Consider the following 11,952-nt stretch of genomic DNA (forward strand, 5'->3'; position numbering starts at 1 on the left):
AACGATTCTCAATGAAGGAGGAAGTAAAATGAGAGAGATCGATTTTTCCAAAACATTATTTGAATTAGTTACAGAGTATCCAGAAGTCAAACAAATCATGGCAGAGCTAGGATTTAATGCCATCAACCAACCTGGGATGTTGCAAACTGCTGGTCGCTATATGACGATTCCTAAAGGGGCTCAAATGAAAAAAATTCCTTTAGAACAAATTGTTACTGCCTTTGAAACATCAGGATTTATTGTGAAAGGATTGGTAAAATGAAACCCACGAATCAACGACAAGAACGGATTGTTGAAATCCTGTCACTTTTACATAAAGGTGGTTCTTTTGAAGAAGCAAAACGATTGTTCAATGAAGAATTTGAGGGAGTCGATGTTACAGAAATCACTGCTGCGGAAAAAGCATTGATTCAAAGCGGTCTTGATCCGTCAGAAATCCAAAAGTTATGTAATATCCATGCAGCTGTTTTTAAAGGAGCGATCAATGAGATCCATCATTCCAATTATGAACATGCACAACCAGGACACCCGATCCATACCTTAAAGTTAGAAAACCAAGTGTTGCAGTCGTTATTGACGGATGAAATTGACGGGTTATTGGCAAAAATGGCTAAAGGAGATTGGTCACAAAAGGAACGCTTGCAACACGCTTTGACTGATTTATTGCAGATCGACAAGCATTATGCACGAAAAGAAACGTTGATCTTTTCTTATATGGAAAAATACGGAATCTCAGCCCCACCTAAAGTGATGTGGGGTGTAGATGATGATATCCGTGAAATGATCAAAGCGCTGAATGCTTATTTAGCTACAGACAAAGCGGCTTATAATCCGCTATCCGAAAAATGGGAAGCAGTAAAAACAGAAATTGAAGAGATGATTTTTAAGGAAGAGGAGATCATGGTACCCATGACCTTAGATGTGTTTAGCCTTAAAGATTGGGAACAAATCGCTCATGACAGCTTTGATATCGGTTTTGCGTTTATCCCTGAACCACTTCCATGGAAGCCAAGCCAAGAATCACTCGAAAAAGAAAGCGAACGGGAACCAGCTCGTCAATTAGCCATCAAAAAAGCTAAAGAAACGACCGATGGTATTGCTGCTGGTCTTGGGATCGAAGAGTTTACGTCAGAGGCAGTTCAAGTCGAAACAGCACCTATGACTGATTTAGTTGTGCAATTTCCGACAGGAGCGTTACAGTTGGAGCAATTAGTTGCCTTGTTTCAAGTGTTGCCTGTGGATTTGACATTTGTTGATCATGAGGATCGGGTCCGTTTCTTCTCAGAAGGAAAGAAACGGGTCTTTCCAAGAACTACTTCTGTCATTGGTCGTGAAGTCGTCAACTGTCATCCACCAAAAAGCATGCATCTTGTCCAACAAATACTTGACGATTTCCGTACAGGAACAAGGGATTCAGCAGAATTTTGGATTGATATGAGAGGACGGAAAATTTATATTCGCTACTTTGCTTTAAAAAATGAGACAGGTGATTATCTTGGGTGCTTAGAAGTCACGCAAGATATTACTGAGATCCAAAAGTTAGACGGACAAAAACGATTGTAAGAGCGGGCAAATTTCAAAATAAAGAACAATTTCAGCTCACTTTTGGGCTCGTTTGATTATAGAAGTAGAAGCCGGACATGCTGTTGATACTTTTCTGTGGTATTTTCAGCATTCTCCTGCGACTATTTAGTGGGTAAATTGGAGTTTTTATCAGGTAAAAGCCCTTTTTTCATACCCTTTGATCATTTTATTCAAGAAATTGTTTGACTTCTTTCAAAAACATCTCTATACTTAAACTCAATCTTATATCAGTTTGGAGCGATTATTATGAAAATCACACATAGTTCACAACTGAATAATTATTACTTTAGCTATTTTAGATAAGTTTGTATTCATACGATTATGGGTGCAAACATCAGCGTTTGTTTGTATCTATGATGGCTAAGGATGTTTGAGATGACTTGCTCGCCGCATAGATGAAAAATCTATAGTGGCTTTTTTATTTGATTGATTCAGGGGCTCACTGTAGATGGATTTTCTACGGTGGGCTTTTTTTGTTACATAAAGGGGGAACTAAACGCATTCAAACAAGGTATAAGCAAAGTAACGATTGATTTGCAAGAATTTATGTAATCCAATCAAACAGCGAGGAAATCGATGAAGCGAAACACAAAATAAAAAACAAAGGGAGTTATTGTATGATTCTAATCATTAAACCAGGTATCCAAGAAAGTGAGTTAACACAAGTAATTGAACGTATTAAAGAAGAAGGGCTAGATGTACAGATCAACCATGGTAAAGATCGTTTTGTCTTAGGGCTTTTAGGAGATCCAAAGGTAATTCGGGATGTTCCGTTTGAACGCTACGATATCGTAGAACGTGCCGTACCGATTACCAATACGTACAAATTGACGTCACGAGAATTTCATCCTCAAGATACGATCGTTGATGTAGCTGGAGTGAAAATCGGTGATGGGAGTTTTGTGACAATGGCTGGTCCTTGTTCTGTCGAAGGGGAAGAGCAAATCATGGAGACAGCACGAATGGCTAAGGCTGGTGGTGCTAAAATCTTACGTGGTGGTGCCTACAAACCAAGAACGTCACCATACGCTTTCCAAGGATTAGGTGAAGAAGGGTTGAAAATGATGCGTAAAGCTGCGGATCATTATGACTTGAAAGTGATTACCGAAGTGATGGATGAAGCGCATATCGATGTGGTCAGTGAATACGCAGATATCATTCAAATCGGCGCACGAAATATGCAAAATTTCCGTTTATTAGAAGCTGTAGGACGAACAGGAAAACCAATTGGCTTAAAACGTGGCATCTCAGGTACGATCGAAGAGTGGTTAAATGCCGCTGAATACATTGCAGTTCAAAACAATTCAAGCATCATCTTCATTGAACGCGGAATCCGCACTTACGAAACAGCTACTAGAAATACATTCGATCTAAGTGCCGTACCACTGATCAAAAAATTAAGTCATTTCCCGATCATCGTTGACCCAAGTCATGGAACGGGTGTCTGGGACTTAGTGACACCAATGGCACGAGCAGGTGTTGCTAGTGGGGCAGATGGAATGATTGTAGAGATCCATCCTGATCCGATTCATGCTTGGTCTGATGGACAGCAGTCATTGAATGAGAAAAACTACCTGAAAATGATGAATGAAGTGGACATCTTAGTAGAAGCGATGAAGAAAATCAACGCTTTATAGAGAGGAGAAACACGGATGTTAGAAGTTGTCTTACCCGAAAAAAGCTATGAGATCATCATCCAGCGAAACGCACTAGATCAAGTCGCAGATTGGCTTTCCGGTTTATGGCAAGAAAAGAAAATTGCGATCATTAGTGATGAAAATGTCTTTCCGCTTTATGGTCAAAAGATACAACAACAATTAGCCGATCGGTATGAGGTTGTGAATTATATTATTCCGGCTGGCGAAGAAAGTAAATCACTGTCGATGGCTGCTAAATTATATGATTTTCTAGCCACTGAACAATTGACGAGAAGTGATGGCATTATTGCTCTAGGTGGCGGTGTTGTAGGTGATTTAGCTGGTTTTGTGGCATCAACTTACATGAGAGGAATTTCTTTTGTACAGATTCCTACCTCCTTATTGGCACAAGTAGACTCAAGCATAGGTGGCAAAACAGCAGTCAATGCACCAAACGCCAAAAATATGATTGGCACATTTGCACAGCCAGACGGTGTGTTGATTGATCCAGAAACGCTGACGACATTACCAGTAAAAAGGATCCAAGAAGGAATTGCAGAAATCATCAAGTGTGGTGCGATCAAGGATGAAAGTCTTTGGAGAGAGTTAGCTCGTTTTATTGATGTAGCTGATTTAGTAGCACATAGCGAGCTAGTGATCGAAAAAGCTTTACGTGTAAAAAAAGAAGTAGTAGAAGAAGATCAATTTGATCAAGGCAGTCGTTTGTTCCTCAACTTTGGTCACACGATCGGACACGCTATCGAGCAAACAGCGGGATATGGACAGATTAGTCATGGAGAAGCAGTGGCGATCGGCATGGTACAAATCAGTCGGAATGCTGAAAAAAGGAAAGAAACACCTGAAGGAACGACGCAACAACTTATCAAGATGATCCAAAAGTATCAGTTGCCCATTTCTTACGAACCATGGGATGAACAGGCGTTGTTCCAGGCGATCACTCATGATAAAAAAGCCCGGGGAAAACAGTTGAAAATTATTTTATTAGAAAAAATCGGTCAGGCAAAAATCCAATCGATCCCAATCGAAGCAATCAAAAATTATTTAGAAGAAGGTGAGTAAATGCGTTACTTAACAGCAGGAGAATCACATGGGCCTAATTTGACAGCGATTATTGAAGGAGTTCCAGCAGGCTTAACCTTATCGATTGAGGCAATCAATCAAGAATTAGCTAGACGACAAGGTGGTTATGGTCGAGGTGGGCGCATGAAGATTGAAAAAGATCAAGTGACAATCACGTCGGGTATTCGTCACGGCAAAACATTAGGCTCACCGATCACAATGACTGTCACGAACAAAGATTGGAAGAACTGGCAAACGGTGATGTCAGTTACTCCAGTTTCTGAAAAAGAAGAAAATCTACGACGAGTGGCTAAACCAAGACCAGGTCATGCCGATTTAGTTGGTGGTATGAAGTATCAACACCATGATCTTAGAAATGTATTAGAGCGTTCTTCCGCAAGAGAAACGACGATGCGAGTAGCAATCGGGGCACTAGCAAAACAGATTTTAGCTGCTTTAGATATAGAGATTGCTAGTCATGTAGCGATCCTTGGAGGAATCAAAGCGAATGTGCCAGAGAATTTGACCGTGACAGAAATCAAAGAAAAGACGACTATCTCCGAAGTGAACATGGTAGATCTAATGATTGAAGAGGAAGTAAAAGCCCTGATCGATGCTACTAAAAAAGCAGGAGATACTTTGGGAGGTGTAGTGGAAGTTCGGGTCGAAAATGTGCCAGCAGGGTTAGGGAGCTATGTACAGTGGGATAAAAAATTAGACGGTAAGCTAGCTCAAGCGATGTTAAGCATCAATGCTTTTAAGGGAGTCGAATTTGGAATTGGGTTTGAAGCTGCTTCGTTACCAGGATCACAGGTGATGGATGAAATCACTTGGGACGAAAGCGGCTATCACCGAGCAAGTAATCATTTAGGTGGCTTTGAAGGTGGAATGACCAACGGAGAACAGATTATTGTTCGGGGCGTGATGAAACCAATTCCTACTTTATATAAACCTCTCATGAGCGTGAACATCGATACTAAAGAACCTTATAAAGCTAGTGTGGAACGTTCCGATAGTACGGCAGTTCCAGCAGCTTCAGTCGTCGCAGAGCATGTGATTGCGACCACTCTTGTTCGCGAGATACTTGAGCATTTTCCAGCAGATAATATGCAAGAATTAAAAAAAGCCGTTGCAAATCACCGCCAAATGACCAAAGAATTCTAATCGGAGGTAGCGATGAAAAAAAAGGTGTTTGTCATAGGATTGGGTCTGATTGGCGCTTCCTTATGCCGAGCGATCAAAGGGTCAGCAATTACCCTTTATGGCTGGGATCATTCAGAAGAAACAAGAGAAATAGCGGAAAAAACACAGTTAGTCGATCAGGTTGTCACAGGGATCGAGGCAGCTAGTCAAATGGATGTGATTATCCTTGCCGTTCCAGTTCAAGTTAGCTTGGAGTATCTCAACTGTTTGGCGACACTTCCCTTGAAAGAAACAGTATTAGTAAGTGATACCGGAAGTACGAAAGCGACGATAATGGCGCTAGCAAAGCAACTCCCATTTGATTTTATTGGTGGGCATCCGATGGCTGGTTCACATAAATCAGGAGTAAAAGCAGGCAATCCGTATTTATTTGAAGAAGCGTATTATATCGTAACGGATGACTGTCAAAGTAAACGTACAGAAGAACTGATCGCTTTACTACGTCCTACTCGAGCAAAGTTTGTTCGCTTAACTGCCAAAGATCACGATGAGATTGTTGGGGTGCTAAGTCATTTGCCACATATTGTCGCTTCAGGATTAGTACAAATCAGTGAGCAGCTGAATCAAAAATATCCACGTGCCTCACAATTAGCCGCTGGCGGATTCCGGGATATTACACGGATTGCTTCATCGGATCCCCAAATGTGGACGGATATTTTAATGACGAACCAAGAAATGATGATTCAGTTGTTGGAAGACTGGCAAGGCGCAATGGAAACGTTAAAACAGGAACTGATTGATCAAAACCAATCGGCGATTCAAGAGTTCTTTGTGCAGGCAAAACAAACACGGGATCAGTTGCCCCGGAAAAAACAAGGAGCGATTCCAGCTTTTTATGATTTATATGTCGATATTCCCGATATAGCTGGTGCTGTCGCAAAAGTTACTAACGTACTAAGTCAGGCAAATCTTTCCATTATTAATTTGAGCATCCAAGAAACAAGAGAAGATATTTTTGGTGTGTTAGAGTTGTCTTTTAAAAATCAAGCGGATTTACTTAAAGGACAGAAGCTGATCGAAGCCGAAAAATTTCATTGTTGGATAAGGAGTTGAAGTCATGAAACTATTGACAGCTAAAAATGGGATCAATGGAGAATTAGTGATTCCTGCTGATAAATCGATTTCCCATCGCAGCATCATGTTTGGTGCAATCAGCAAAGGAACTACGATCGTCAATAATTTTTTAAAAGCTGAAGATTGTTTAAGTACGATTGCAGTTTTTAAGCAATTAGGGGTACGTATTACCGAAAAAAATGAACAAATCATGATTGAAGGAAAAGGATTTGAAGGATTAACAGCACCATCTTCTAGGCTAGATGCAGGAAATTCTGGCACAACGATGCGCTTAGTATTAGGAATTTTGGCAGGCTGTCCATTTACTTCTGAGATTGCAGGGGATGCTTCTTTGAATCGCCGTCCGATGGAACGTGTGATGAAGCCATTGCGTGAGATGGGTGCTGATTTACAAGGAACGGCCGAAGCTGAATTTCCTCCACTAAAAGTAACTGGAAATACATTGCACGGGATCGAGTATCACATGCCCATTGCTAGTGCGCAAGTGAAGTCTGCTATCCTTTTTGCAGCTTTACAAGCCGAAGGGACCACTAAAATCATCGAGAAAGAACAGTCAAGGAACCATACCGAAGAGATGATCAAACAATTCGGTGGGAAGATCCAAGTGGAAGGAAAAGAAATTATAGTCACTGGACCACAGCAGTTGATCGGACAAGAAGTCACTGTCCCAGGGGATATTTCTTCGGCTGCGTTTTATCTCGTCGCAGCAAGTATTTTAGCAAACAGTGAAGTCCTCTTAAAACAAGTAGGAATCAATCCGACACGGACAGGGATTCTCGATGTGTTGATGCAAATGGGTGCTAATATTGAAGAAAGACAGTTGGATGAGCAAAATCAAGCAGCAGATTTGATTGTCCGTTCTGCGCAACTCCATGCTTGTGAGATCCAAGGAGAAATCATCCCACGCTTGATTGATGAGTTACCAATCATTGCATTAGCTGCTACTCAAGCAACAGGCACAACCATCATTCGTGATGCTCAGGAATTAAAAGTCAAAGAAACCAATCGGATTGATGCAACTGCGGAAGAATTAACGAAAATGGGTGCGAACATTGAACCGACAGAAGATGGTTTGATTATTCACGGACCAACACCTTTACATGGAGCGACAGTGGATAGCCATGGGGACCATCGAATTGGGATGATGTTACAAATCGCCGCTTTACTAACCCCAGAACCTGTCGAATTACTCAATCCTGAAGCAGTCAATATTTCATATCCTGAATTTTTTACGGATCTAGCCAAATTGGTTCAGGAGGACCCATCATGACGTCACTTGTATTGATCGGTTTTATGGGCGCTGGTAAGACGACGATCAGTAAGAAACTAGCGGCTCGATTGGATCAACCAGTCATCGATATGGATGACTATTTAGTTCAACAATTAGGCTGTTCCATTGAGCAATACTTTGCTACCTTCGGAGAAGCCGCGTTTCGCGACCACGAAACCGCTCTTTTAAAAACAATTTTACAAAAAAAGGCAGTGATCGCTACTGGTGGCGGGGTTGTCTTACAGAAAGAAAATCAGGAACTATTAAAACAGCAACAAGTCATTTATTTAAAAGGAGAAGCCGATATCTTGATCGAACGGATACGACAAGATCAAACAAATATTCGACCGTTAGCGTTAAAGAATAGTGATACAAAACTACGTGAGATCATGTGGGAACGGGAAAAAATATACAAAAGTTTAGCAAAAATCACGATAGATACGTCTAAGAAATCGCCAGACGAAATTATCACAGAAATCATAAAGTGGGTAGAAAATAATGATGAAAATTGGGTATCTAGGTCCTAAAGGTTCCTTTACTTATAGTGCAGCCACACGTTATTTCAAACAAGGTACTTTTCTTTCTTATGATTCCTTGATTGATTTGATCGATGCACAATTAGAAAAAGAGATTACTTATGCAATGGTGCCGATCGAAAATACGATTGAAGGTTCTGTTTTGCCAACACTTGATCATGTGTATGAGACATTACCTTCTATTCAAGGAGAAATCGTTCTGCCGATCCGACAACAATTGATGGTCCATCCAACACAACAAGCCAACTGGCGAAATATCACAAAGATTTGTAGTCATCCGCAAGCATTAGCCCAATCACAACTTTTTCTACGGGCAAATTTTCCAAAGGTCGAGATTGAACAAGTAGGTTCCACTGCCCAAGGAGCCCAGCAAATAGCAACCCATCCAGAAGAATGTCTAGGTGCGATCGGCTCCAAAGAAGCTGCAAACGAATTTGGGTTGACCATCGTGCAATCAGATATCCAGTCCATTGCAACTAATGAGACCCGTTTTTGGGTTCTAAGTGCCGCGCCTGTTGATGCAAAATTACAAAAAAACAGTCATAAAGCGACATTTTTTGTGGATTTGCCAGAAAATAAACCAGGGGCGCTTTATCAAGTTCTTTCGGTCTTTGCTAATAATCAAGTGAATTTAACCAAAATCGAATCACGCCCACAAAAAACGCGGTTAGGCGAATACTTTTTTGTTATCGATGTTGCTATCGATGACAAGATCGACAAGGTGAATGAGCTGATTGAAGTGCTAAAAGAGCAAGGCTATCCTACGCATTTGGTTGGTTGTTATCCGGTTTATCACATCGATGAATGACTAAAAAAAACAAGATGGATGGAGACAAAAACCGATCTTTAGTCCAAACAGATGATTTGCACACTTGAATAAATTCCTTTAGGCTTGAATTAAGCGATAAGAAAGGAAGAGAACAAATGGCAAAAAAAGTTGCAGCAATCGTTACAGATTTAGTTGAAGATGTGGAACTAACGTCACCGAAAGAAGCACTAGAAAAGGCTGGACATACAGTGACTTTGATTGGATTTGAAGGAAATCAAACAATCAAAGGAAAAAAAGGCGCAGAATTCACAGTCGAACAAAGTATTGCAGATGTTTCTCCTGAAGACTTCGATGCGCTATTGATACCCGGGGGATTTTCACCGGATCAATTACGAGCAGATCAACGATTCGTTGATTTTGTTTCTTACTTTTTAAAAAATGATCAACCGTTATTTGCAATTTGTCACGGTCCACAATTATTTATTCAAACAGGTTTAACTGAAGGACGGACAATGACAGCTTATGATACGGTACGTCCAGATATCGAATATGCCGGTGCCGTCGTGAAGGATGAGCCAGTGGTAATTGATCGAGGCTTGATTACTAGCCGAAATCCTGATGATATTCCAGCATTTAACGAAGCAATCGTTGAAGCACTAGCAAACTAATCTGAAAGAGGTTGAGAGAATAGTGTGTAGCATCAAGAAATAAGAAGGAATTTCCGAAATTGACAAGAAACACAAAAACTAGTTTTTGATGTTGATTGTTACCTACTTGGTGCTTCTCAAATTTTTGGTAAATTTCGGCAAAATTTCCGAAGATGCTGCTTTTGTCTCACCGTGAACAAGAGGTCGTGAAAACATCGGGTAGCTCTGATGACAATAAGAAAGAATTTTTTGAAACAGCTCCTCATGTTTTGAAAAATTCAGGCTTATTTCAAGGAGCTGATGTTTGAACACCGTTTAGCAAGAGGCTGCGAAAGAAGCGTTCAGCTCCGAGCGAATAAGAGAGGATTTTTTTAAATAGCTCCTCATATTTTAGAAAATCATCGCTTATTGTTGAGGAGTTGCTTCTTGAACGCCGTTTATTCGTTTTTAGAGATACTAGTAGAAACTGAGACAAGTTTTGTCCCAGTCTCATTAAAAAAAGCAGTCGTATCGGTCGAAAATGGCATCAGCTATTTTCTGAAGGATGCGATTGCTTTTTGTCGTTTTTCGAAAAACTCTTTCTTATTTCTTGATGCTACACACTTTTATCTCAACCTCAGACGATGTGCTATTAGTCCATGTTGGTAAAGATTCCCATATTTTTCTACAAGCACCAAATAACCGTTTTTCGAATACTTAGCGATCTAAGTACTTGAAAAACGGTTAGTTAGTGAAACGAATGGTTCTTGACATGATTAGTTAGAGAGTAAATATAAATGGCTACTTCCTGGTTGTAAGCGAGAATCATTTGTATGTAAATGTTCACCATCAAAAATTTGATAAGAATCATTTTTAGTCTTACAAAGTTCTTTTATTTTTCGGACTGTATTTGTGCCTTCAATTAAGACACCGAAGTCTTGTTCACAGGAGTAGTTATACACTACAGCAGAAGGATGTTTGGTGATGCCCATTTCTCGAGCAATTTTTTGATCAGAGAAAAAAACTTCTTTAACAAACTCGGATTGACGATCTTCTTTGAACATCTCGATATCGCCGCCGACTTCTGCAAAAAGTGATTCAGCAAGTTCTGGAGAATACGGTACTTTATTACAACCTACAGCTTCTTGCATTTTGATCAAAAATTGACGTCCTTTTTTCTTACCTTGGAACTGTGCCGCTTTACAGTCTAACGCAGCAGAATAGGTAGTTGAAAATAAGTGGTTACGCGTAACGAGGTCGTTTTGAGAAATTCCGTTACGTTGCATGACATCCCCAATTGTCTGCAAATTAACTAAAGGCAGAAAACGAAATTGCATCTTTTCTTTGGATGTTTTTCCGTACTCTTCTTCAATAAATTGTAATAACTGTTGTTCTAGTGTAAAACAATGTTTCCCCAAAGGATTAACAAATAAATAAATTTCGATCATATGAATCTCCCCCAAAATAGATTCTATACAACTCGTGAATTCTTTTATTCACAACGTATAACTTAACAGAAAAATGATAAAAAATGAACTCAAGTGCCTTGTGAAAATGATAGAACTTTAATTTTTCGCTGCTAGCATCCGTTGAATTTTATTTTTAGCTGGTCGATAAGGGAAAGAATGTCTTTCCAAAAACGCTAAAAAGGCAGATTTACCAAGAGTAGCATCAGATACTTCTAACTCCAGTTCAAAATCATGTAATTGTTCTCCAAAACTTTCATCAATCGCTAAAAGACCTTCCTCAATGTGAAATTCCGCACGTTTGGTAGTAATGTCTCCAATTTTGCCCAATTCATCCGAAGGAACAGCTAATTCTAACAATTTTTGAAAAACAGCACCCTGACGTGGCAATTGACGTTGCTCAATGAAAGAGAGTGCTTCCTCTTTGCTTAAAGTATCAGTGGTTTCAAGTTTTCCTTCTTTTGCAGGTGTTTTTAGTGTATATTCTGCCCGATCTTCAAGTAATCGGATGCGTAATCCACAATTTTTTTGTGCTAGCTGTCCATCTGGTGTATCAAAATAGATATTCGTTTGAACCGTAAAATCTTCTGGTTTTAGTTGATAATACTGGATCAATTGACTATATTCTTGTTGCGTCAGCATGGACTTGTATTCAATTTCTAACATTTCAGACATAATGATCGCCCCTTTCATTCATTCTGCCTAAT

The 11,952-nt window shown here is 40.0% G+C and carries 12 protein-coding genes; 10 read left to right on the plus strand and 2 right to left on the minus strand.

Annotation, left to right across the window (positions count from 1 at the left end):
* The first annotated feature begins 28 nt into the window (after positions 1-28).
* The 10 genes from IGJ23_RS01725 (at position 29) to IGJ23_RS01770 (ending at position 9,821) form a co-directional block, all read left to right on the plus strand.
* Complete coding sequence (locus tag IGJ23_RS01725) at positions 29-262, plus strand: DUF1858 domain-containing protein (protein WP_034699449.1); 234 nt, start codon at positions 29-31, stop codon at positions 260-262.
* Positions 259-1,563 carry a DUF438 domain-containing protein gene (locus tag IGJ23_RS01730; protein ID WP_010720181.1) on the plus strand — a complete coding sequence of 435 codons (1,305 nt, stop codon included), beginning with the start codon at positions 259-261 and terminating at the stop codon, positions 1,561-1,563. The genes IGJ23_RS01725 and IGJ23_RS01730 overlap by 4 nt, the downstream gene beginning before the upstream one ends.
* A 638-nt stretch (positions 1,564-2,201) precedes the next feature.
* Positions 2,202-3,221 (plus strand): 3-deoxy-7-phosphoheptulonate synthase, encoded by a 1,020-nt coding sequence (gene aroF, locus IGJ23_RS01735; RefSeq protein WP_438774551.1) that lies wholly within the window; start codon positions 2,202-2,204, stop codon positions 3,219-3,221.
* Positions 3,222-3,236: 15 nt separating this feature from the next.
* The gene (aroB, locus tag IGJ23_RS01740; RefSeq protein ID WP_207433223.1) at positions 3,237-4,301 is read left to right on the plus strand and encodes a 3-dehydroquinate synthase; all 1,065 of its coding nucleotides are present in this window, start codon (positions 3,237-3,239) and stop codon (positions 4,299-4,301) included.
* Positions 4,302-5,465 (plus strand): chorismate synthase, encoded by a 1,164-nt coding sequence (gene aroC / locus IGJ23_RS01745; RefSeq protein ID WP_010720178.1) that lies wholly within the window; start codon positions 4,302-4,304, stop codon positions 5,463-5,465.
* Positions 5,466-5,477: 12 nt separating this feature from the next.
* Positions 5,478-6,557, plus strand: coding sequence for a prephenate dehydrogenase (locus IGJ23_RS01750; RefSeq protein WP_207433221.1), 1,080 nt, complete (start codon positions 5,478-5,480; stop codon positions 6,555-6,557).
* 4 nt (positions 6,558-6,561) lie between these two features.
* Complete coding sequence (gene aroA / locus IGJ23_RS01755) at positions 6,562-7,848, plus strand: 3-phosphoshikimate 1-carboxyvinyltransferase (RefSeq protein ID WP_438774552.1); 1,287 nt, start codon at positions 6,562-6,564, stop codon at positions 7,846-7,848.
* Positions 7,845-8,375 carry a shikimate kinase gene (locus IGJ23_RS01760; protein WP_010720175.1) on the plus strand — a complete coding sequence of 177 codons (531 nt, stop codon included), beginning with the start codon at positions 7,845-7,847 and terminating at the stop codon, positions 8,373-8,375. The genes aroA and IGJ23_RS01760 overlap by 4 nt, the downstream gene beginning before the upstream one ends.
* Complete coding sequence (gene pheA, locus IGJ23_RS01765; RefSeq protein WP_438774553.1) at positions 8,347-9,192, plus strand: prephenate dehydratase; 846 nt, start codon at positions 8,347-8,349, stop codon at positions 9,190-9,192. The genes IGJ23_RS01760 and pheA overlap by 29 nt, the downstream gene beginning before the upstream one ends.
* Positions 9,193-9,308: 116 nt before the next feature.
* Positions 9,309-9,821 carry a type 1 glutamine amidotransferase domain-containing protein gene (locus IGJ23_RS01770; protein ID WP_010738518.1) on the plus strand — a complete coding sequence of 171 codons (513 nt, stop codon included), beginning with the start codon at positions 9,309-9,311 and terminating at the stop codon, positions 9,819-9,821.
* A 734-nt stretch (positions 9,822-10,555) separates the two neighbouring features.
* Here IGJ23_RS01770 and IGJ23_RS01775 read toward each other — a convergent pair.
* Complete coding sequence (locus tag IGJ23_RS01775; protein ID WP_034699468.1) at positions 10,556-11,227, minus strand: ClpXP adapter SpxH family protein; 672 nt, start codon at positions 11,225-11,227, stop codon at positions 10,556-10,558.
* A 117-nt stretch (positions 11,228-11,344) separates the two neighbouring features.
* Positions 11,345-11,920 (minus strand): CYTH domain-containing protein, encoded by a 576-nt coding sequence (locus IGJ23_RS01780; protein ID WP_025480558.1) that lies wholly within the window; start codon positions 11,918-11,920, stop codon positions 11,345-11,347.
* Positions 11,921-11,952: the final 32 nt, after the last annotated feature.

It is taken from the genome of Enterococcus sp. DIV1682a (assembly GCF_051711005.1).
GTDB lineage: Bacteria > Bacillota > Bacilli > Lactobacillales > Enterococcaceae > Enterococcus_B > Enterococcus_B hirae.